At 71.8% G+C, this 22,364-nt stretch carries 16 protein-coding genes; 11 read left to right on the top strand and 5 right to left on the bottom strand.

From position 1 onward, the window contains the following. Window positions 1-350: 350 nt before the first annotated feature. Window positions 351-953, bottom strand: coding sequence for a TetR/AcrR family transcriptional regulator (locus ACIQCZ_RS36980; RefSeq protein WP_402289603.1), 603 nt, complete (start codon window positions 951-953; stop codon window positions 351-353). A gap of 87 nt (window positions 954-1,040) precedes the next feature. Between ACIQCZ_RS36980 and ACIQCZ_RS36975 the strand changes: the two genes are divergently transcribed. Both ACIQCZ_RS36975 and ACIQCZ_RS36970 read left to right on the top strand, forming a co-directional pair. Continuing rightward, window positions 1,041-2,528 carry a carboxylesterase/lipase family protein gene (locus ACIQCZ_RS36975; protein WP_402289601.1) on the top strand — a complete coding sequence of 496 codons (1,488 nt, stop codon included), beginning with the start codon at window positions 1,041-1,043 and terminating at the stop codon, window positions 2,526-2,528. Window positions 2,529-3,680: 1,152 nt separating this feature from the next. Then, window positions 3,681-5,213, top strand: coding sequence for an FAD-dependent monooxygenase (locus ACIQCZ_RS36970; RefSeq protein ID WP_402289599.1), 1,533 nt, complete (start codon window positions 3,681-3,683; stop codon window positions 5,211-5,213). A gap of 160 nt (window positions 5,214-5,373) precedes the next feature. Here the strand turns inward: ACIQCZ_RS36970 and ACIQCZ_RS36965 are convergent, their stop codons facing one another. Continuing rightward, window positions 5,374-6,042, bottom strand: coding sequence for a ScbR family autoregulator-binding transcription factor (locus ACIQCZ_RS36965; protein ID WP_402289596.1), 669 nt, complete (start codon window positions 6,040-6,042; stop codon window positions 5,374-5,376). A 210-nt stretch (window positions 6,043-6,252) separates the two neighbouring features. Here ACIQCZ_RS36965 and ACIQCZ_RS36960 point away from each other — a divergent pair, with 210 nt between their 5' ends. After that, window positions 6,253-7,110 (top strand): NAD(P)H-binding protein, encoded by an 858-nt coding sequence (locus ACIQCZ_RS36960; protein ID WP_402289594.1) that lies wholly within the window; start codon window positions 6,253-6,255, stop codon window positions 7,108-7,110. Between the two features lie 26 nt (window positions 7,111-7,136). Here ACIQCZ_RS36960 and ACIQCZ_RS36955 read toward each other — a convergent pair whose 3' ends face one another. Further along, window positions 7,137-8,135 (bottom strand): ScbA/BarX family gamma-butyrolactone biosynthesis protein, encoded by a 999-nt coding sequence (locus ACIQCZ_RS36955; protein WP_402289591.1) that lies wholly within the window; start codon window positions 8,133-8,135, stop codon window positions 7,137-7,139. A gap of 582 nt (window positions 8,136-8,717) precedes the next feature. On the opposite strand from ACIQCZ_RS36955, the gene ACIQCZ_RS36950 reads away from it, so the two are divergent. The 8 genes from ACIQCZ_RS36950 to ACIQCZ_RS36915 all read left to right on the top strand — a co-directional run bounded on the left by ACIQCZ_RS36950 (window position 8,718) and on the right by ACIQCZ_RS36915 (window position 19,137). After that, window positions 8,718-9,794, top strand: coding sequence for a carboxyl transferase domain-containing protein (locus ACIQCZ_RS36950; protein WP_402289588.1), 1,077 nt, complete (start codon window positions 8,718-8,720; stop codon window positions 9,792-9,794). A gap of 77 nt (window positions 9,795-9,871) precedes the next feature. Then, window positions 9,872-10,528 (top strand): ScbR family autoregulator-binding transcription factor, encoded by a 657-nt coding sequence (locus ACIQCZ_RS36945; RefSeq protein WP_402289585.1) that lies wholly within the window; start codon window positions 9,872-9,874, stop codon window positions 10,526-10,528. Window positions 10,529-10,760: 232 nt separating this feature from the next. Then, entirely contained in the window at window positions 10,761-11,597 is an 837-nt protein-coding gene (locus tag ACIQCZ_RS36940; RefSeq protein ID WP_402289584.1) for a BTAD domain-containing putative transcriptional regulator, read from the top strand. A gap of 17 nt (window positions 11,598-11,614) precedes the next feature. After that, complete coding sequence (locus ACIQCZ_RS36935) at window positions 11,615-12,352, top strand: ScbR family autoregulator-binding transcription factor (RefSeq protein ID WP_402289582.1); 738 nt, start codon at window positions 11,615-11,617, stop codon at window positions 12,350-12,352. A gap of 182 nt (window positions 12,353-12,534) precedes the next feature. Next, window positions 12,535-13,365: an acyl carrier protein gene (locus tag ACIQCZ_RS36930; protein WP_402289579.1), complete on the top strand. Its 831-nt coding sequence runs from the start codon at window positions 12,535-12,537 to the stop codon at window positions 13,363-13,365. Window positions 13,366-13,379: 14 nt separating this feature from the next. Next, the gene (locus ACIQCZ_RS36925; protein ID WP_402289577.1) at window positions 13,380-15,245 is read left to right on the top strand and encodes a beta-ketoacyl synthase N-terminal-like domain-containing protein; all 1,866 of its coding nucleotides are present in this window, start codon (window positions 13,380-13,382) and stop codon (window positions 15,243-15,245) included. Next, window positions 15,242-16,078 (top strand): 4'-phosphopantetheinyl transferase family protein, encoded by an 837-nt coding sequence (locus ACIQCZ_RS36920; protein WP_402289575.1) that lies wholly within the window; start codon window positions 15,242-15,244, stop codon window positions 16,076-16,078. Before ACIQCZ_RS36925 ends, ACIQCZ_RS36920 begins: the two co-directional genes overlap by 4 nt. Window positions 16,079-16,776: 698 nt before the next feature. Continuing rightward, the gene (locus tag ACIQCZ_RS36915) at window positions 16,777-19,137 is read left to right on the top strand and encodes an AAA family ATPase (protein ID WP_402289605.1); all 2,361 of its coding nucleotides are present in this window, start codon (window positions 16,777-16,779) and stop codon (window positions 19,135-19,137) included. A gap of 31 nt (window positions 19,138-19,168) precedes the next feature. Here ACIQCZ_RS36915 and ACIQCZ_RS36910 read toward each other — a convergent pair whose 3' ends face one another. After that, a complete protein-coding gene (locus ACIQCZ_RS36910; protein WP_402289573.1) occupies window positions 19,169-20,917 on the bottom strand; it encodes a 3-hydroxyacyl-CoA dehydrogenase family protein in 1,749 nt (582 codons plus the stop codon). After that, window positions 20,914-22,266 (bottom strand): crotonyl-CoA carboxylase/reductase, encoded by a 1,353-nt coding sequence (gene ccrA / locus ACIQCZ_RS36905; RefSeq protein ID WP_402289572.1) that lies wholly within the window; start codon window positions 22,264-22,266, stop codon window positions 20,914-20,916. The genes ACIQCZ_RS36910 and ccrA overlap by 4 nt, the downstream gene beginning before the upstream one ends. Between the last annotated feature and the right edge of the window lie 98 nt (window positions 22,267-22,364).

The following is a 22,364-nucleotide window of genomic DNA, read 5'->3' as shown; positions in this document are numbered from 1 at the left end:
GTACTAACACCCCTTATTGCTGTCATATCGAGCAAATCGGAACCCCCTGTTCTGGTGGGCCGATCGGGTATGCGGGGCTCCTTCGCGGCGCTGGGTCAGGGATTGGGCTTCTGTCAAAGGCCTTGTGGATGTGGGGAGTTGAAAGGCAGTTAGTCCTTGCAGGTGATCTTCTGACGTCTACTCACCCGCAGTGGCCGTGGGGCGTGGGAAAGTACCGGCAAGTCGCTGCTTGACATGTGGCCTGTCGTAGGTTTCGAGGGGGTCGTGCGGGCTCGTGGGTGTCTGGTGTGCGGCGGGTGTGTTTGACGGGGTGTCCGTGCAGGGATGCGGCCGCCGGTGGTGGGGTGTGGTCAGGCTTTGGTGGTGAACAGCCGGCTGAGGTGCTGGTCGACGGCGGTCAGGGCTTGCTGGGGGGTGATCACGCTCAGTTCGATGAGCGGCGTCAGGCCGGTGAGTGCCAGGAGCAGGTTGGTCTCGGTCGCCGGGTCATGGTCGGGGCTGATGTGGCCGTCGGTGACGGCCTGGCGGACGATCTGCTCGATGAGGTCGCGGCCGTGGGCCAGTCCGTCGTGTGCGCGTGTGTGGATGCTCGCGTTGTGCAGTGCTTCCAGGACGTAGGCGGCGCTCATCCGGCTCGTCGCGCGTGCGTCGGGGTGCAGGGGGAGCATCTGCGTGAGCATCGCGCGGAGCATGTCGCGAGGGTGTGGCGGGTCGCCGAGTCCTGTGATGCTTTCGGTGACGCGCCGTGATGTCTGTTCGGACGCGAAGTCCATGGCGAAGACCAGCATCTCTTCGCGGGTGGTGAAGTAGTGCTGCACCGCGCCGTGGGAGATGCCCGCTTCCCGGGCCACTTCGCGGACGCTCGCGTGCGCGATGCCGCGTTGTTCCACTGTGCGCCACAGTGCTCGGGCGATCGTCTCGCGGCGTTCGCGGTGATCCACCTGCTTGGGCATCGTCGGCCTCCTCCTTTTTCAATACAGTTGACATATTACAGTTGGCTGGTGAAGGTTGGGGGTCCGTTCGTGGGGGAGGGGTGTGGCATGTCCGGACGACCGGGAGCACGGACTGCGGAGGGCCTTGTCGAAGGGTTCCGGCTCGGGGAGCATGTGGTGTTCCGTGGTATTCCCTATGCTCAGCCGCCGGTCGGGCCGTTGCGCTTCCAGGCGCCTGTCCCGGTCGAGGGGTGGGACGGGGCGAGGCGGGCGACCGGGTTCGGTCCGGTGGTTGCGCAGGCGGGGCCGACGGCCGAGAGGTCGGCCGGGAACGACTGGCTCACGCTCAATGTCAGCACCCCGGTCCTGGGGGCGGCCGGGCTGCCCGTGCTGGTGTGGGTTCACGGTGGTGCCTACATCGCGGGGGCCTCCAGTGATCCGATGTATGACCCTGCGGCTTTGACCGGTGCGGGCCTGGTCGTGGTGAGCATCAACTACCGGGTGGCGGTGGAGGGTTTCGTTCTTGTCGAGGGCGCCCCGGCCAATCGCGGGTTTCTCGACCAGATCGCGGCCCTGGAATGGGTGCAGCGCAACATTGCCGCTTTCGGCGGAGATCCTGACCGGGTCACGGTGGCGGGGCAGTCCGCCGGGGCGGGGTCGATCGCGGCGCTGCTGACGATGGAGCGGGCGCGCGGGCTGTTCCGCAGGGCCATCGTGCATTCGGTGCCGGGGTCGTTGTGCACCCGCGGGATGGCGGAAGAGGTTGCCGCGGTGCTCGCGGGCCGGGTCGGTGCGGCACCTGACGCCGAGGCCCTGTCCGGCATCGGTCCCTTGCGCCTGGTCGGCGAGCTCACCGCTCTTGGTGCGGGCCTTCCAGGTCACCGTGAGCGTTGGGGCCGGCTCTCGCAGATCGGTGTCGCCGTGTGCCCGGTCCTCGACGGTGTGGTGCTCACCGAAACGCCCTGGAGGGCGCTGGCCGGCGGCCGTGCGGGCGGGATCGAGCTCCTGGTCGGCCACACCCGCGATGAGTTCCGGCTGTTCAGCGTCATGATGGGGCGGCTGGGCACCTTCACTGAGGACGAGGCCCGTACGGCCCTGGATCTGTTCGCCCCGGCACCGGGCGGCGCGGACGCCTACCGTGCCGCCCACCCGCGGGCCACCTCTGAGGAACTGCTTGAACTGGTGTACTCCGATGCCCTCTTCCGGATGCCCTCACTGCAGCTGGCCCAGGCGAACCAGGCGGCCGGAGGTACGTCGTTCCTCTTCGAGCTGCAACTGGCGGCTCCGGTGTCCGGCGGTGTTCTGGGCGCCTGCCACAGCCTCGACGTTCCCCTGGCGTTCGGCACGTTGGACAGCCCCGCCGGCCGGCACTTCTTCGGCGACCGGCCGGCGCCGGAAATCTCGGCGGTGTCCCTGGAACTGCAGCGGGGATGGGTCCGCTTCGCCACGGCCGGTGACCCCGGGTGGCCCGCCCACCGGCCCGAGCGGCGGCTGACGCGCGTCCTGGATATCGAGTCGAAGACCCTGCCCTACCCGGAAGAGGCCTCCCGCCGGATCTGGGAGCGACACGACCCGGCCCCCTTCGACCTTACGTAGACGAGGGTCCGCGCTGCCCGGATCTTCCCGGCCGATGGGGCGTGGAGTTGCGTCTTCGGGGCGATCCGGGTTCCTTCGGTCTTGCGTGGGTGAGGGACTGGTCTGCCCGCGTCCTTCCGGCCGGCGGGGCGTGGACGGGTGGCCGAGGCGCGGGCATGGCCGGGGGCGGATGTGGCCGGCCGGTTCGGCGTCGGCGCTGACGGGCCGTGGTGGTTCGGTCCGTGCCGGGCCCGGCCTTCGTGCGGGAGGGGCCGGCGCGTCGAGTGCCTTGGCGAGCCCGGGCGCGAGACGGGAGCGGGCGGTGTGGTGTCGGATCGCCGCCTTGCTCTTGCCGGTCCGGCAGAGGGAGCCCGTGGGGGCGGCGCAGGTCAACAACGGGCAGGGTTGCGATTCCATGCCCTTGAAGCCGCCGCCCACGAGCCCGGACTGTCGGTGGTGGCCTGCTTTCGTTCGGTCAGGGTTCCGTTCTCGGACCTTGCGCCGGAGCGGACCGGGGTGACGAGGCGGGCGCCGGTGGTCGCGTGCCGGTGGGGCCGGCGGCCTTGGCGGTGGTCTTTCTTTTGGGTGGTGGTGGGCTGTGGGTGGGTTTTTTCTGTTGTGGTGGGCGTGCTGCTCGTTCCGGGCCGCGGGGCGTGTGGTGGCGGGGTGGTGAGGTGATGGCCGGGGGTTTGGCTTGCGTCGAGGCGGTTTGGTGGTCGAGGTGGTTTGGTGGTCGAGGTGGTTTGGTGGTCGGGGTGGTTTGGTGGTCGGGGTGGTTTGGTGGTCGGGGTGGTTTGGTGATGGCTGGGTCCTGTGGGTCTGGTTGTCTGTTCTGTCCTGTGGTCTGGGACGGGTTTGTCTTTTCGTGGAATGCGGACTGTTGTGTTGCTTTCGTCTGTGTTCCGGATGTTCTCTGAATCGCGGGTATGTGCTCTGTTTCTTCTCTTGTGTGCTGGCCTGGTTTTTGTTGATGTGGTTTCTGTTCCGAGGTGGAGGGGGCGGGTTGAGGTCGCGGCATTGCAAAGAACCGTCCAACCGGTATATTTCTTGGTGGGGGGTGCCGGGGTGTTCTGAACGGGTCGGGGTGCTCGCCGGTGTTTCCGTATGTGGTCCGTTGGCGATTAGGGGCGTGGGGATGCTCCGGGCGGAAGTGGGAAGAGGGGGAGGCTCGGGATGGCTGGGCGAATGCATGCACAGGTGATGGTGGTCGGGGGAGGGCCGGTCGGCTTGCTGGTCGCGGCGGAGCTGGCGGCGCAGGGTGTGGATACGGTGGTCCTGGAGTCCGGTGCTGCCGTGTCCGAAAGGCCCAAGGCCACCACGCTTCATGCCCGGGCGGTGCAGTGCCTGGCCCGGCGTGGTTATTTCCTGGCGCCGCTGTTCCGGCCTGTCGGCCGGACGGCTACCATGCCCTTCCATTTCGCGGGTATTCCGGGCCTGTCGATCACTGCCCCGGAGACGGAGCCCGACCCGATCCTGAAGTTCCCTCAGGTCGAACTCGAGCGGCTCTTCGAGGGTCGGGCGCGGTCCAATGGTGCGCGGGTGCTGCGCGAACACCGGGTGACGGACATGGTGCAGGGCCGTGACGGGGTGCGGGTCACTGCGCAGGGCCCGCAGGGGCGCCGGACGTTCACTGCCGCGTACGTGGTGGGGGCGGACGGGGCGCGCAGCACGGTCCGTGAGATGGCGGGGATCGCCTCCGGCGTCAGCTCGCCGACCATGTCCGCGATGATGGGTCTGGTCCGCATCCCTGACGATCAGGCCGTCCCGGTGGGCTGGCACCGTACGCCCGAGGGCTGGCTCATCGTCAAGAACGGCTCCGGGGGCCGCACCCTCATCCACACGCTCGCCTGCGGAGATGCTTCTTCCAGCCGGCATCTGCCGGTCACCCTGGACGAGTTGAGCGGGGAAGTGTCGCGGATCGCCGGGCACGGCATCACGATGACCGACCCCCGCTGGCTCAGCCGGTTCAGTGATTTCACCAGGCTCGCCCGGACCTACCGTGCCGGGCGCTTCTTCCTGGCCGGGGATGCCGCGCATGTACATTTCCCGATCGGCGGGCAGGGTCTGAGCACGGGTGTGCTGGACGCCCTCAACCTGAGCTGGAAACTCGCCCTCGTGGTGCGGGGAGCCGCGGCCGACAAACTGCTCGACACCTACGGGCCGGAACGCCGGCCCGCTGCCCAGCGGGTCATCGACAACACCCGTGCCCAGGTTGCGCTGATGCGCCCCGGTACCGAACTCGACTCCCTGCGGATGCTGCTCACCGGGCTTCTGGAGTCGGGCGGCGGTAATGACTTCCTCGGCGGGATGATCAGTGCCCAGGACACCGTGCTCCCGACGGGCCCCCGCCACCGGTCCCCCTGGGAAGGAACCTTTCTGCACAACATCGAGCTGACCACCGCCAGGGGTCCGTCGGACGTGATCGGACTGCTGGGGGAGAGCGGTGAACCGCTCCTGCTGCTCTTCGGTGACGGGGCCGGGTGCTACGCGGACACGGCGCGGGCCTGGGCGCGGTCCCTGCATGTCGTCCGCTGCCTGCCGACGCGCGCCGTGCCGTGCTCGGCGCTGCTCGTGCGCCCCGACGGATACGTCGCCTGGGCGTCGGACGGCGGCGGACCGCTGGCCGGCGCGCTGGCGGCGTTCTTCGGGACGGACACGGGCCCGGGGCCGGTGTCCGTCCGCGCCCCGGAAAGGGTGCCGGCCTAAGGGTTGTCCCGTGATCCCCGGCGGGCACGCGACGACGGCTACGGCACCTCGCCGCGTTGTCGGAACGTCCACATGCATCCAGTATGTGGACGCCCCTCCGCCTTGCGATGCACCGCATCCGACGCCGCGCGCTGATCCACCGCGGATTACGGGACACGCCCTAGCCGACCGGGACGGCGGTCTCCTCGTCGTGCGTTTCGGTCAGCTCGGTGAAGACCGTCACCCCTCGCGTGAGCGAGAGGTCCACCGAGGCGAGGACGGACGCGAGCACCACGTTGGGCAGCAGATGACGCAGCAGGGAGCGGACCCGCTCGGCGAGGTCCTGGTAGCCGCTGAGCGCCTGCGACATTGCCTGGACGCCGGCGAAAGAGCCCACCAGGACGTCGGAGGTCTCCCGGGGCACGACGTGGGGGAGGAGTTCTCCCTGGGCCTGCGCCTTCTCCAGGAGTCCGGTCAGGACTTCGCCCCAGTTCAGGAAGGGGCCGCTGCGGTCGAGGTCGTGCGCCTGCTGGTCCAGGGACAGCCGTACGCCGGCGCGGACCATGGGGTCCGTCTGCAGCCGGTAGGCGTGCAGCATGATGACGTCCACGACCTCCTGCGTCTTGCAGATACGGCCGGGCAGGGCCAGGTGCTGGTCCTGCTCGCTCAGCACCCCCTGGGCCAGCTCTTCCTTGGACTGGAAGTGGAAGTACAAGGCCCCCTTGGTGACTCCCGCCTCGGCGAGTATCTCGATGATCGTGGCTGCCTGGTAACCGTGCTTCTCGAACACCCTGGCCGCTGCCGACAGGATCGTCTGACGTGTACGGATGGCTCGATCCTGCTTCGCCACTCTCGCCTCCTCCACCTGCATGGTCGATGTATCAAAGAACGCCTGAAAAAAACCGGCTAGTTTGTATCTTACAGTGATCGGCGCTCACAGCGAATGGGAGTACGACGTGATCGATTCGCACGGCGGGGCCGGTGGCACGGCGAACCGCGGCGCGGTGGTCTGCTTCGCGGACCCTGCCGGGAAGCCGGGGCGGAAGGCGGGTGTGCCGCGATGATTCTGGTGACGGGTGCGACAGGGACGGTAGGCCGGGAAGTGGTGCGTTCCTTCCCGCCCGGCGTGCCGCTGCGGCTCATGGCCAGGAACCCCGCAGGCGTCGCTGTCACACGGCCCGGGGCGCAGATTGTGGCCGGGGACTACACCGACCCCGACTCGCTGGCGAGGGTGCTGCGCGGGGTGCGCAGGGCCTTCCTCGTCACGAACCGGGTCGCCGGTGACGACGACGCGGTCTTTCTCCGGGCGGCGCGGGCGGCGGGTGTGCGTCACGTCGTGAAGCTGTCCGCGGCCTCGGTCACCGACGCGCTCGCCGACGACCTGGTCACCCGTTGGCAGCGTGCCAACGAGGAGCTCGTGCGGCGGTCCGGGATGGACTGGACCGTCCTGCGGCCTCGTTCGTTCATGTCCAACTGCCTCTCGTGGGCAGGACCGGTCCGCTCGGAGCGCGTCGTGCGTGCCCTGTACGGAACATCGGTGAACGCGTGCGTCGACCCGCGCGACATCGCCGAGGTGGCGGTGCGGGCGCTCACCGAGGACGGACACGAGGGCGCGGTCCACACGCTGACCGGGCCGGAGGCGATCAGCGCGGTGCAGCAGACACGGCTGCTCGCGCGGGTGCTCGGGGTGCCGCTGCGTTTCGAGGAACTGGGCCCGGAGCAAGCGCGCGCCGCGCTGCTGCGCCGCTACCCGCCCGAACTGGCGGACGCGCTGCTGAGCAGTGCGCGGCGGCAGCGGGACGGAGCCAAGGCCGCTGTGGGAAGCGGGGTCTGCGAGGTGACCGGGCGGCCCGCCCGGGCGTTTTGCGAGTGGGCCGGGGATCATGCCGGTGCCTTCGCCCCCGAGGCGGCCTCATGACGGGCGAAGGCACCGGCACGGGCGAATCAGCTCTCGGGTGACAGCGCCTTCACCGTGGAGGTGAACACCAGGTTCCCGTCCTGGTGGCCGGTCACCAGGACCGACTTCCGGCCGTCTGCCGCGTCGGGCAGGTGCTGTGCCTGGATCGTGCAGGGCGTGTCCAGTTCGGCGTACCGGTGGAACTCGCTCGCGATGCCGGTGGGCAGCATCCCGCAGCTCCCGAGGGCCGCTGCCGCCGCCTGCCGGGCCGCTTCCAGGAGCACCATGCCCGGAACGTGGTCGACCGGGTGGTCGAAGAGGACGTGGTGGCGGGTGTCGGCTCTCAGCTGCCAGCGATTCGTCTCCCCGACGGGGGAGAGCACCACGTCGGCGGGCGAGACGCGTCCGACGCTCCGGGGCGGGGCGGGGGCCGTGAGGGGGAGCCGGGACACGCCTTCGGGGGTGCAGCGGTCCCCCCGGAGCCTGCGGTACACGGCCGGTGTGGTGCAGGTGTAGGCGGCGCTTCCCCGCACGGCCGGCTTCCCGTCGCGGTGGAGCACCGCCTCGTAGCGCAGCCCGGCCAGGGCGCCGCCGCGCCGCTTGACCTCGGTGCAGGTGACGTCGATGTCGAGTGCCGCGGGCGTGTCGCCGATGAGGACCCGGTCGGGCTCGGCGGCGTACTCGAGGTCCCACATCAGGAACTGGTGGCCGAACGGGACACCGAACTCCGCGTGCGCGAGGAGCGAGCCCACCTGACGGATCGTCTCCGCCGCCAGCAGCGGGTCGTGATGTGCGCCGATGGGGCTGAAGAAGCTGTGCCCGCGAGGCCACTGGGCCGTCACCTCGAAGCGGGCGTCGTCCTTGCGCCTCCAGTCGGTGAGCATGACCTCGGCGACGGCCGCCCGGTGCACGAACTCCTTGGGCACCGTGGTCGTCAGCGACGGGAAGCGGAACAGCGGAGGTGCGGCCGACGCAGCCGTCCGGCCCTCCCGTACGGGCGCCTCGTTCGTGAGCGGGTGAGCAAGCTGGATCGTTGCCGCAGTCATCTTTCCCCCAAGAACAACGGTGACGAGAACGGGTGAGCCCCTCGCGGGACACCAAAGATACATACCACCCGGTTTAATTTCTACCGTTCCCTCACACCCGGCAGAAGCGGCGCCACGAGCATCGATTCCGCCGGCGACGCGGCTTCCGCACCCCCTCCTTCCGCCCGGGAAGCGCCCCTGCGGGCGCCCCCGCGAGTGCCGCTCGACCGCCGCTCGACCTTGCTGCTCCAGGGTTCTCCGACGGCAGAGGGGGCCTTCGTGGGCCGATTGCGCCGTGACGCGGCCGACGTGGTGCGAGTGGAGCACGGCAGGGCGAATCAGGATGAACCGAGCGCTCTCACCAGGGCCTTGCTCACCGTGCTCGCGAGGAACCGGGCCGGGGGCCGTGGGTGCGGGAGTGGCGCGGCGGGCCGTCCGGCCGTGTGGCGGCGCCGGGAACGGGCCCCGTACAGGGCACCCCGCAGCCGGCGGCAGGGCGGCGGCTGACGAGGTGGTGCAGGTGGGACCACCCGCAGATGAAAAACCGCGTATATGGTTTGTTGCTCTGCGGTGTCGAGAGGCGACGTCGAGAGGGGCTGTGGCATGTCGGTGGGGAGGGCCGGGTCGGGCGGGCCGGGCGGCACCCGTGGCGGTGCGGCCGAACCGCCGGCACCGCGCGGGCAGGCCCGCCGCGCACCGGGTGGCCGCGCGGCCGAGGCGCAGCACGCCAGGGGCGAGCTGACGGCACGTGAGCGCATCGAGCCGCTTCTCGGTCCGGGTTCGTTCGAGAAGGCCGGGCAGCTCCGCCGGCGCCGGGCGGCCGGCTTCGGCCCGGAGGCGAACGGGCCGTACACCGATGGTGTCATCACCGGCTGGGGCACGGCCGGCGGCCGTACGGTCTTCGTCCGCGCGCACGGCTTTCGGATCTCCGGCGGCACCCCGGGCGGGGCCCGCGCCCCCGAGATCCACAGGATCACGGGCATGGCCGTCTCGGCCGGTGCCCCGCCGGTCCCGCTGGACGACGGCGCGGGCGCCCGTGTCCGGGAGGGTGTGTTTGCGTTCGCCGGACACGGCGGGACCTTCCGGAGCGGCCCCCGGGCCTGCGGTGCCGTCCCGCGGACCGGCGTGATGCCCGGCCCGTGCGCGGGCGGCGCGGCCCGCCGCTTCGTCCGAACGCGTGACGCGTCCGGTCTGCCGATCGTGACCCTTCCCGGCGTGCCCGGGTTCTTACCGGGTGTGGACCAGGAGCACGGCGGGATCATCAGGTACGGCGCGAAGTGGCCGCACACGTACCGCAGCGCGACCGCGCCGAGGATCTCGCTGGTCCTGCGCAAGGCGTACGGCGGTGCGCACACCGTGACGGACGGCCGGTCCACCGGTGCGGACCCGGCCTGCGCCCGGCCGGCCGGCGAGATCGCGGCGGCGGGCGACGAGCGTGCCGCCGGCGCCGTCTCCCGTCGGCGGACCGCCGGCGCCGGGGACCCGGAAGCCCTGCACAGGCACATGGCCAAGGAGCACAGGACCGAACCGACGCACCCGTACTACGCCGCCGGGCGCGGCCCGGCCGACGGCGTCATCGACCCCGCCGGGACGCGCGGGGCACTGATCGCCGCGCTCGCCGCGGCCCGCTCCAAGCACGCCGGCCTGCCGTCCCGCAGGCACGGCGATCCGCCTCAGTAAGCCAGGAACGACGGGGCGCGATGGGACCGCCCCGTTCGGGGGCCGTGCCGCTGAGTCCCGTAATCAGGAGACATTTGATGGTCAAGCAGGACCGTGCGGCGCGCACACGTCAGTCGTTGATCCGTGCCGCCGCCGAAGTGTTCGCGCAGGAGGGCTTCGCACCCGCTTCGCTCTCCACGATCAGCCGCCGCGCCGGGGTGAGCAACGGTGCGCTGCACTTCCACTTCGAGAACAAGAAGGCGCTCGCCCAGGCCGTCGAGGACGAGGCGGCAAAGACCGTGCGCCGGATCACCGACGAGGGGACGGACAGGGGAGGCGGCGCTCTGCAGGCGCTCGTGGACACCACGCACGAGCTGATGAGCGGACTGGCCGACGACGTCGTGATCCGGGCCGGCTTCGAGCTGGGCGGTGACCCGGCCCGGGGGACGGAGCCCCGGCTCCGGCGGGAGTGGCAGCGGTGGATCGAGGACATGCTGCGGCGCGCCGAGGCCGAGGGCGCACTGGCCGAAGGGGTGTCCCCGCACGACGCCTCGTCCGCCATCGTGGCGGTGACCGTGGGCCTTGAAGTGCTCGGCAGCGAGGACAGGGGGTGGCTGTCCGAGGAGACGATCACCGGATTCTGGGACCTGATGCTGCCGAGGCTCGCGAGCCGGCGAAAGCCGGTGCCGGTCAGTTCGTCCCCGGCCGGCGGCCTCCGGCGCACCGTGATGCCGACGGCACGAGCAACAGACTGATCATGCTGTTTTGAGGGTTCGGCAGGGGGTGGCCCTGTCGAAGCCCCCTCCTCGCCTCCGAGATGCGGAGGGGCTCTGTTGCGTGCGATCCGCGAGACCCCCAGGTCAGGCGGCATCGAAGGCGCCAAATAAAACAGTACGGACGGTTTGATATTGACAAACCGTGTGTCCTGTTTTTTACTCAGGGTACTTCGGAGTGGCTCACCATTCATGCACGGATAGGGGAAACGGCGTGGATATCGATGTACTGGGCGCGTTGGCCGTCCGCGAGAACGGGCTCTCGGTGACGCCGACGGCGCCGAAGCCGCGACAGGTACTGGCCCTGCTGGCGCTGCACGCCGACCAGGTCGTGCCCGTGGCCACACTGATCGAGGAACTCTGGGGCGACCGCCCGCCGCGCAGCGCACGCACCACGCTGCAGACCTACGTACTGCAGCTGCGGGACCTCATCGCGACCGCTCTCAGGCACGATCCGCAGGGGGCCGAGCCGCGCTCCGCCAAGGACGTGCTCGTCACCACACCGGGCGGCTACCTCCTCAACACCGACGGCGGCACCAGCGATGTGCGCGAGTTCGAGCGGCTGGCAGGGCTGGGCTACCGGGCGATGGACGCCGGTGACTTCCCGGGCGCGGCCCGGCAGTTGGGCGAAGCGCTCTCGCTGTGGACCGGATCCGCACTCGCCGACGTCCAGGCAGGGACGCAGCTGGAGATGGAGACCCGGCGGCTGCAGGAGACCCGGCTCTGCGCCCTCGACCAGCGCATCGAGGCCGATCTGAGGCTGGGCCGGCACCGTGAACTGCTGGCAGAGCTGACCGTGCTGGTCAGCCGCTATCGCACCCACGAGAATCTGCACGGCCAGTTCATGCTGGCGCTGCACCGCTCCGGGCGCCGCAGCGAGGCACTCGACGTCTATCAGCGACTGCGCGCCGTTCTGGTGCGGGAGCTGGGGTTCGAACCGTCCGCCGGACTGCGGCGGCTGCAGCGCTCGATCCTGATGTCCGGTCCGGAGCCCGCCCTCGACCCGGTCGCCGCCGGTGGCGGCGGCGAGCGTCTCAGCCGGGTCGGCTGAGGGGAAAGGCGGTCGAGATGCAGGCCAGATCGCAGCGGACTCGCCAGAGGCTGGTCCACGCGGGCGCGCAGATGTTCAACCGGAACGGCTACGCCAACGCGACGCTGGGGCAGATCGCCGGGGCCGCGGGGATGACGAAGGGAGCGCTGTACTTCCACTTCGCCTCCAAGGACGCACTCGCCGACGCGGTGCAGGAGCGGGGCCGCGCCATGGTGCAGGACTTCATCACGGAGCACCAAGAGGCGGGCGTGCCGCCGGTGCAGGTGCTCATCGACATGACGCACTGGCTGGCCCGGACGTTCCACGACGACCCGGTCATCCGGGCCGGCTTCCGGATCACCAACGAGTGCACCGGGCGGCAGCCGCCCGTCACCGACTTCCACCAGACCTGGATCACCGAGGTGCTGCGGCTCCTCGGCCAGGCCCGCGAGGCGGGGGCACTGCAGGACCGCGAGACGTACGACGGACCCGAGACGCTGCTGTCCGCGACAGTGTGCGGAATCGGCGTGCTGGCCGGCACCGGTATGCCGCACCCGCAACTCAGCGACCGCGTCACGGCGTTGTGGAAGCCGCTGCTGTCCGCACTGGTACCGCAGGACGACATCGCGGACTACCGCACCCACCCGCCGGTCACCGCCGGAAGCACCCACCCGCCGGTCACCGCCGGAAGCACCCAGTCGCCGGTCACCGCCGGTGGCGGGAACACCCGGTCGCCGGCCGCCGCCGGGAGCCCGGCCCGGGAACGCGCGGCCTGACACCGCGCCCACCGCGTACGGCGACACAGCTCGCTCGTACGACGTAGTCGCGGGGCAGCGGTCCCTCCTGGGGACCAGGCCGTGCCCGCACGGTTCAGCACGGGCGGCGATTGCCCCCGTTCAAACGCACCTTCGATACTTCCCTCGTCGGCCAGCCGGGACGGACACTTTGGAGCCCATCCATGCCCCATGAACGTCAGACCTCCCTCAGGGCGCATGCCGCTGTGCCGCCCCCCGACGTGGTGACCGAGCTCGTCACGGTGCTCGCCGGCGTCCTGCGGCTGAAGCCCGAGAAGATCGATCCCGAGCAGACCTTCCGGTCGCTGGGCATCGACTCGCTGCTGACCGTGGAGTTCGTCGCCACGGTGAACACCCGGTACGGCACGGCCGTCAAGGCCGCCGCGCTGCTCGACCACCCCACTCCACTGGCCTTCGCCCGGCACATGGCGCACGAGCTGGGACCGCGGGGCTCCACGGCCGCGGACGGGCCGCCGCTGTCCGGGCCCGAGATCCGGGTCATCGCCCCGGCCGTCGCCGCGGCTTCGCCCACACCGCTCTCGGCACCCCCGCCCTTGCCGGGCGGGCCGGCTCCGGCGACCGTACCCCCGGGCCCGGGGGTACGGGAGATCCTCGACCTCCTGCGCGAGGAACTGGCCCGCATCCTGTGCTGCGACCCCTGGGACATCGGCCCCACGACCGCCTTCAACCTGCTCGGGGTGGACTCCATCATCGGCGCGCAGTTCGTGGCGGTCATCAACCGCACGTTCGGCACGAGCGAGCGGGCAGCCACACTCCACAGCCACCCCGATCTCGCCGCGGTCGCCTCGCACATCGCCCTCCTCACCAAGGCACCGACGACGGCCCCGGCGGCCGCACAGACCCCGGTGACAACGGTTCCGGCGACAGCCACCGCGGAGCCCGAACCCCTGGGGGTACAGGCGCTCCTCGACGCGGTACGCGACGACCGGCTGTCCATCGACGAGGCGCTCACGCTGCTGCCCAGGCGGGCGTGAACAGGCAAAAGACAATGAACGAACGCGAAATACTCACCCGGTTCAAGGCCGGAACCCTGGAGCGCGGACAGGCCGTACGGCTACTGGCCGAACTGGAGGCCGCGCCCGCCCCCGGCCCGCAACCGGTTCTGTCACCGGCTTCGGACCGGGCCCCTTCACAGACCCCCGGTCCGAACACACCGAAGATCCCGCCGAACACACCGCCAAAGCTCCCGCACAGCACACAAGTCCCTGACGTCGACGACCGGTTCGCCGTCGTCGGCATCGCCGGCCGATACCCGCACGCCCCCGATCTGCGCACCTACTGGCAGAACATGCGCGAAGGACGGGACACCTCGTCGGCCGCGCCGACCGGCCGCCCCGGCACGCCTCCACTGGGCGCGGGGCAGCGCGGACACTTCCTTGACGGGGCCGCCGACTTCGACGCGGACTTCTTCGGGCTGACCGACCACCGGGCGAGCCTGATCGACCCTCAGGAGCGGCTCTTCCTCGAAACGGTCTGGGAGGCACTGGAGGACGCCGGCTGCACCGGCACCCGGCTCGACACCCTGACCGGCCCCGGTGGTGCGCCGCGCGGCCTCGGGGTGTTCGTCGGCGTCAGCGCCGCCGACTACGCGCTGGTGGCCGCCGAGGCCTGGGCACGGGGCGGGCGGCAGATGCCGGAAAGCGGCCACTGGAGTATGGCGGGCCGGCTGTCCGGCCTGCTCGAACTCAGCGGCCCGGCGCAGGCCGTCGACACCGGCGAGTCCTCCGCCCTCGTCGCGGTGCACCTCGCCGTCGGCGCGCTGCGGCGCGGGGAATGCGCGGCGGCCGTGGCCGGCGGGGCCGAACTGCTGCTGCACCCCTCGCGCGGCCGGCAGAACGCCGGGGAGGGAGTGGGCGCCGTGGTACTCAAACCGCTCGCCCGCGCGCTTTCCGACGGCGACCATGTGCACGCCGTCATACGTTCCACCTCCACGGGCCCCAGTGCCAGAACCGGCACACCGGGGCTGCGCGAGACCCGGGAGACCACCGCCTGCCGGGTGGGCCACGCCGGGGCCGTCACCGGTCTCGCGGCCCTGACCGCCGCCGTGCTCCAGCTGCGGCACGGCACTCTCGCGCCCGCCCGGGGCAGGGACACGGCCACGCCCTGGCCGCGGCCCCGCGACGCGCGGGGCCATGAGCTTCCCCGGACGGCCGCCGTCGAGGTCACCGGTGCGGGCGGGCCGTTCGACGCCCGGGCCGTCCTGGAGGAGTTCGTCCCGGACGCCCACCCGCAGAACGGCCAGGACGACGCGTGCGAGGACACCGGCGAACGCGACGAGCTGATCCTGCTGTCCGCCCCCACCCCCGCCCATCTCGCCGCCACCGCCGCCCGCCTCGCCGCCTGGCTCACCCCGGACCACGGCAGAAGCGGGGACACCGGCACCGGTGACGAGCCGGCGGCACTGGCGGACGTGGCCCGCGCCCTGCGCACAGGCCGCGCCGCACGCCCCTGCCGGATCGCGCTCCTCGCCCGCGACATCCCCCAACTGGTCCAGTCGCTCAGCACGTTCGTGTCCGAGCACGCCACCGCCGAGGAAGCCGGCGGCGACACGCACAACAGCCATGCCCGCGACAGCGATGCGCGCTACGCGGATCTGCGCACGGGCGGATCCGATCCGTTGGGCCTGGGCGATGTGCCGGAGACCCGCGACTACCTCGGCGCGCTGTGGCGCGCCGGCCGCATCGGGCAACTGACACGCCTGTGGCTGTCCGGGCTCGACATCGACTGGGCCGCCCTGGACCCCGGACCGGGCCCCGCACGCGCCCTGGTGCCGCTGCCCCCCTCGGCCTTCCTGCGCCGTCCCCTGTGGCTCGGACACCAGGAGGCCGCGGAGGGGACGAGGAGGGACACATGACCGGCCTCCCACCGGCGGAGCACTCCGCCACCGGGCTCGCACCGGACCGGCCCGAACCCGTCAAACTGTGGTTCTGCCCCAACGACGAACTCACCCCCGGGGTCGCCGCCACCCTGGCCACGCACTGGCTGGACGAGCACGAACAGGAGATCGCGAGCCGGTTCCTGTTCGAACGCGACCGGCGCCAGTACCTCGTCGCCCACACACTCGTACGACGGGTGCTGGCGCTGGAGAGCGGGGTGCCCGAGGCGGAGGCCGTGATCTGGCGTTCCTCACGGGGCCGGCCGTTTCTGCAGAAACCCGCCGAAGGGCTGCCGCGCGGCGGCCGGGAGCTGGACTTCAACCTGTCCCACGCCCATGGCCACAACTTCCTCGGCGTCGTCCGGCGCCATCGGATCGGGGTGGACGTGGAGCGCCTCGACCGCGACGGCCAGGGATTCGACACGATCGTGGAAACCTTCGCGGACGAGGAACAGCGATGGGTGGCCCAGGCCGCGCCCGGCCGTCCCCGCGACCGCCGGGTGCTGCGGCTGTGGACGCTGAAGGAGGCGTACTCCAAGGCACGCGGGCTGGGGCTCCAACTGCCCTTCGACAGCTTCGCGTTCACCCTGGCCGAGGACCGGGGCGTACGGGGCTTCCGGCCGCCCGGGACCGAGGCCGCGCTGCCGTGGCGGTTCCTCGAACTGGAGCCGGTGCCCGATGTGCTGGCGGCCGTCGCCGTTGCGGCCGGGACCGATGTGCCGCCCGTCTTCCAGCTGCACCACGGATTTCCGTGGGCCCGCGGGGCGCCCCGGCTGCTGCCACTGCCGCAACCGGTGACCGTGCCCGCGTAGACGCAGGGGACGGCGACAGAGGGGCTCCAGGTTCTTGGGCCGGCGGGCCGCCCGCCGACGACAGCCGCACCCGCACGCAGGCCGGCAGCCGGCCAAGGAGCCCCTTGTGCGACCGTGCCACCGCCGCGGGCCGCCGCAGGAGCCGAAAAATTCCGGGACACGATGGCACTGTTCCGCCGCGCCCGTCACCGCCGTCACTGCTGCCACCGCCGCGGACGGCGACGGGCGACGCCGGGGAATCACCGCCGGCCCGGTCACCTCCGCCTCCCTCGGCCCGCCCCTCGTCCTCGCGGGGGTCACGCGCGGCTCCAGCTGCCACCTGCCCCCGCTCGCCCCCGGGGGGAGTTCGTCATCGACGTCCCCGGCGGCCATCACGGCACGCCCGCACGGCGCCTCACGCCCGCACGGCGCCTCACGGCCCCCGGTGCGGACCATTTCGGCGGCGGGGAGTCCGAGAGCCGGCCCGGCGGCGATCCGCCGCCCCCGCCGGACACACGGCCCTGCTGCCGAGCCGCCACCCCGGCGGACGTCGCGCCCGCAGAAGAAACGACCTGCTGCAGGGCAGCCCCGGCCGAAGTGCGCACGAGCGGCTCGAGCGGGGCTCCGGTCCGGTACCAGCGAAGCTTCCATGTTCCCGTGCAGACTTCCCGGAACAGGACGGCGGCCACCAGGGCCGCCCGACGACTTGGGGGTTGCCGGTGCGGCTGGCGCGGCGCGGCGCACAACTCGGCCTGCTCGGGCAGTTCCTCGAAGCTGCCCGGCGGGGCGAGGGCCACGCGGCGCTCGTCACCGGCAGCCCCGGCACCGGCAAGAGCGCCCTGCTGCAAGTCTTCGCACAGGAGGCCGGACACTCGGGCGCGCTGGTGCTGAACGCGTCCGCGTCCCCGGCCGAGACGGACCTGCCCTCAGGGGTCGTGGGGCAGCTGCTCAGCGGCGCGGGACCGAACGCCGAATACCACCACCGGGCACGAAGTCCCTCACCACGGCACTCCTTCGAGGGCGCCACTTCGCGCGAGGAGCCCGGGGACGCCCCGGCCGTACTCCACGACGCCCTGCGCGACCTCGCCGCGACCGCCCCCGTGGTGGTCCTCGTCGACGATGTCCACCACGTGGACGAGGCCTCCGCCCGGTGCCTGCTGTACGTGTGCGGACGCCTCGCGACGAGCCGGATCCTGCTGGTGATGAGCGGCCGCCCACGGCCCCGCTCCCGGACCCCGCTGCCGTTGCCGCTGGCCGAACTGCTGAGACATCCCCGCTGCACCTCCCTACCGCTCACGACCTTCGACAAGGACGGCGTCGCCGACTTCCTGGCCGCGCCCTCGGGCGGCGGAATGGACCCGCCCACGGCGAGGCGGCTCGCCCCCGACTGGCACCGCTTCACCGGCGGGAACCCACGGCTGCTGCGCGGGCTGCTCGACGACCACCGGGACTGCGAACCGGTGCGCCCCTCCCGCCCGGTGGCGGGCACGGCGTTCCGGCGGGCCGTCACCGGCTGCCTGCGGGGAGCCGGTGCCCCGGCGGTGTCGGCCGCGCGGGCCCTGGCCGTGCTCGCCGACGCCTCGACACTCACCCTGCTCGCCCGGCTGCTGGAGACCCCCGAACACGCCGTCGGCCCCTGCCTGGACGAACTCGACACGATCGGACTGCTCGACGGCGGACGGCTGCGCCACGAAGGCGTGCGGGCGGCCGTGCTGGAGGAACTGTCCGCCGAGGAGTCCCACCGGCTGCACACCGCGGCCGGCCGGATGCTGTACGAGAACGGCGCCGAACCGGCCACGGTCGCCCGTCACCTGGTCGCCGCCGAAACCGCCGGTGCCCGGCCCGGCCCGGTGTGGGCCGCCACGGTGCTCACCGAGGCGGCCCGGCACACGATGAGTTCCGGCCGGGCACGGCAGGCCGCGGACTTCCTCCGTACCGCCCACCGGGCCGGCGGCCACGACGGAGCCGGGCTGCTGACGATGCTGGCCCGCGCCGAGTGGGAGACCGATCCCGCAGCCGTGATCCGGCACCTGCCCGACCTCGAACAAAACCTCGGCGCCCGGTCGCCCGCCGCCATGGACACCGCGGGCGTGGTGGGGCTGCTGCTCTGGCACGGCCGCCCGGCCGGGGCGGCGCGGGCCCTGTCACAGCCGCACCACCCCGGCGCGCCGGGCGAGCCGGCCGCAGCGCTGGCGTACGTCTACCCGGATACGGGCACAGGCCCGTTCCCGCACGACGCGGCCGGGACCGGCCGGGAGCCGGCCGAAGGCGCGGCCGAGCAGCGGGACGAAGCTGCCGAACGCGTACTGGAGTCGATCGTCTACGACCACGCGCCACCGGCGTCCGTCGCCGCCGTCCTGTCGGCGCTGCTGCACACGGGGGAGACCGGGCGGGCCGCCCGGTGGTGTGCGCTGCTGGCCGGCGCGGACGGCACGCGGGCGACCCCGGCCCGCCGGGCGGTGGCCGCCGCGGCGGCGGCCGTGGTGCACGAACGGACCGGCGCACACGACGTCGCGGCCGAGCACGCGGGCCGGGCGCTGTCGTTGCTGTCGCCGGGGGCCTGGGGGGTGGCCATCGGGATGCCGCTGTCCGCGGCGGTGCTGGCCGCGACCCGCCGGGGCGCGTACGAGGAAGCAGCGGCGCGGTTGCGTACCCCCGTGCCCGCCACGATGTTCCACACCCGGGCCGGACTGCACTATCTGCTGGCCAGAGGCCACTACCAACTGGCCGTCGGGCGCCCGAAGGCCGCTCTCGGCGACTTCCACGCCTGCCGTGACCTGCTGGCCGCCTGGCGCCTGGAGCCGCAGGGCGCCACCGACTGGAGCACCCCCGCCGCCGTCGCCCTGCGGGCCCTGCGCAGCGAGGACACCGCGAACGGCGACCCGGCCGCCGCTCTGACCGAGGCCGAGCGGCGGGTCGCGGTGCTGGCGGCCGACGGATGCACCAACCGGGCCATCGCGGCCCGGCTGTACGTCACCACCAGCACGGTGGAGCAGCATCTGACCCGGATCTACCGCAAGTTGTGCGTGAAGTCCCGCCTGGACCTGGCGGGCCTCGTGACGGCGCGGCCCCGGCCCTGACCCCCGGGACGGGCCCCGGGCCGGGGAACGGTCAGCGACGCGCGGCCGAGGTGCACAGCCCCCGCCCGTTCTTGCGGCCCAGCACTCCCGCCGCCACCAACTCCTCCAGGGCGGGAGCCGGTTCGTACTCGGGCGTCTGGAAGCACGCGTACAGCCGGTTCTGGATGGCGAGCGAGACATCGAGACCGATGGCGTCCAAAAGCGCGAACGGGCCCATGGGGTAGCCGAATCCGGACCGGATCGCGTGGTCCGTCTCCTCGATGTCCACGTCGTGCCGATCCAGCAGGGCGAGGGCCGCGCCGAGGTAGGGGAACAGCAGACTGTTGACGATGAAGCCGGCACGGTCCGGGCACACCACCGCCGTCTTGCCGAGGGTGCGGCAGAAGGCACGGGCCGTGGCCAGGACCTTCCGGCCCACCGTCCCGGTGTGCGCCAGCTCCACCAGTTTCATCACCGGCGCCGGGTTGAAGAAGTGGATTCCCACGACATCGGCCGGGCGGCCGGACGCCTCGGCACACTCGGCGACGGAAAGACTCGAAGTGGTGGTGGCCAGCACGGCGCCGGGAGCGCAGATCTCGCCGAGCGCCGCGAACACCGCGCGCTTGACGCCGATGTCCTCGGCGACCGCCTCGATCACCAGATCGCAGTCGGTCAGCGCCGCCATGTCGTCGGCGCCGGTGAGGAGTTCACCGGCCGATGCCTTGACCTGCACGGTGACCCTGCCCCGCCGAACGCCTCGGGTGAGGGACTCGTCGATGGCCTCCAGCGCCCGGCCGGCCTTCCTCGCGGTGCGGGCCACGAGGACCGTGGGGTACCCGGCCCCCGCCGTGACCTCGGCGATACCGCGTGCCATCGCACCGGAGCCGAGCACACCCACCCGCCGCACCGCCGCGACATCCGTGTCGCCGGGGCCATCGGCCGCACAGCCGATCACGGCACCGGTCTCGTCGTACGCGTAGAACCCGTCGCCGCTCGTGCGGCCGAGCCGTCCGGCCGCGACCATCCGGCTGAGCAGCGGGGCGGGTTCGAAGGCGCTGTCGCCGGTGCGCCGCCACAGTTCCGTCAGCGCGGTGTGCGCGGTCCTGAGACCGATACGGTCGAGCGTCTCCAGGGGGCCCGCCGGCAGTCCGCAGCCGAGCCGCATGGCGGTGTCGATGTCGTACTGGGTGGCGTACCCCTCGTCGAAGAGGATGACGGCACGGTTGAGGAACCCGTAGACCAGCGCCGTGGCGTCGGCGGCGGGCCGGGCGCCGACCGCGACCGGGTCGAGCCCGGCCGATGCCACCAGCGCGTCCACGGCGGCGGCAGTGTCCGGGGAGGTCAGAGCCGTCCGTACCGGTTCGACGGGGCTGCCGGCGACGGGCGGGATGAACAGCCGCAGCCCCGCGACGTCGCCCGGGCGGCCGGTGGCGACGGCCAGACGCGCGACGGACAGCGCCGCCGTGGTGGTCACCACCGGGGTGCCGGGCGGACAGACCGCGGCGATCCTGCCGAGCACATCGCTCTTGACGGCCGGGTCGTCCGGTACCGCCTCGATGACCAGACCGGCCGCGCGCAGCGCCGTGTGGTCGGCGGTGAAGGCGACGTCGGGGCGCACCGGGCCGTCCTCGGCGGCGAGGGCGGCCTTGAGCCGGCCGGCCACCCGGGCCAGGACGTCGAGGTCGCTGTCCACGGCGACGACGGTGTGACCCGCGCGGTGCAGCAGATGCAGGAGGGCCTCGCCCGCCGAGCCCAGGCCGACGATGCCCGTCACGGGTGCGGTGGTCTGTTGTGCAGTCATGAGGTCCGCGCCTCCTCTTGCCGGAAACGGTTGATGGCGCCGATGTGCTTCTCGCGCAGTTCCTCGTTCCGCACGCCGAGCCCCTCGCACGGGGCGAGCGCCAGCACACCGACCTTGCCCTGGTGGAGATTGCGGTGGACCTCGTACGCGGCCTGGCCGGTCTCCTCCAGCGGATACGCCTTCGACAGCGTCGGGTGGATCTTTCCCTTGGCCACGAGCCGGTTGGCCTCCCACGCCTCGCGGTAGTTCGCGAAGTGCGAGCCCACGATCCTCTTCAGCGACATCCACAGATAGCGGTTGTCGTACTCGTGCTTGTAACCGGACGTCGAGGCGCAGGTGACGATCGTGCCGCCCTTGCGCGCCACATACACACTCGCACCGAACGTCTCGCGGCCCGGGTGCTCGAAGACGATGTCCACGTCCTCGCCGCCGGTGAGCTCACGGATACGCGTGCCGAACCGCTTCCACTCGCGCGGGTCCTGGTCGTGCTCGTCCTTCCAGAACCTGTACCCCTCAGCGCTGCGGTCGATGATCGCCTCCGCGCCCATCCTCCGGCAGATGTCCGCCTTCTGCTCGCTGGAGACGACACAGACCGGGTTGGCACCACCCGCCAGCGCCAACTGCGTGGCGTACGAACCGAGTCCGCCGCTGGCACCCCAGATCAGCACATTGTCGCCCTGCTTCATCCCCGCACCGTTGCGCGAGACGAGCTGGCGGTACGCGGTCGAGTTGACCAGACCGGGAGCCGCCGCCTCCTCCCAGCTCAGGTGCTCGGGCTTCGGCATCAGCTGGTTCGACTTCACGAGCGCGAGCTGCGCCAGGCCGCCGAAGTTCGTCTCGAAGCCCCAGATCCGCTGCTCGGGGTCGAGCATCGTGTCGTCGTGGCCGTCCGAGGACTCCAGTTCCACCGACAGACAGTGCGCGACGACCCGGTCGCCGGGATGCCAGGCGTTGACACCGGGGCCGGTGCGCAGCACCACGCCCGCCAGGTCGGAACCGAGGACGTGGTACGGCTGGTCGTGGCGGGCGGCGCCCGGGAACCGCCTGGCGTACCGCTCCAGGAACCCGAAGGTCGGCAGCGGCTCGAAGATCGACGACCACACGGTGTTGTAGTTGACGGCACTGGCCATGACGGCGACCAGGGCCTCGCCCGGACCCGGCTCGGGGGTCGGCACATCCTGCAGATGAAGCGACTTGCGCGGATCCTTGTCCGCGGAGGACATTCCCTCGAACATGCCGGTGTCCTCCTTGCGGACAACGGCGCCGCGATAGCTCTCCGGGAGCCGAAGACCCGCGAAATCCTGCGCCGTCGCGTCCTCGGAGAGAAGAGCACTGATGATCTCGTCCACGTGAATTCCCTGAATTCTCTTGAGAGCCGAGGAGGGCGAAGCCGGCCACCGTTCATCAGCGTGGGACACGGCACCGCCGCGGGGCACCCCTGTCCGCC

This window comes from Streptomyces sp. NPDC093149, assembly GCF_044754145.1.
Classification (GTDB): Bacteria; Actinomycetota; Actinomycetes; order Streptomycetales; family Streptomycetaceae; genus Streptomyces.
This window is presented reverse-complemented; position numbering and strand designations above follow the sequence as displayed.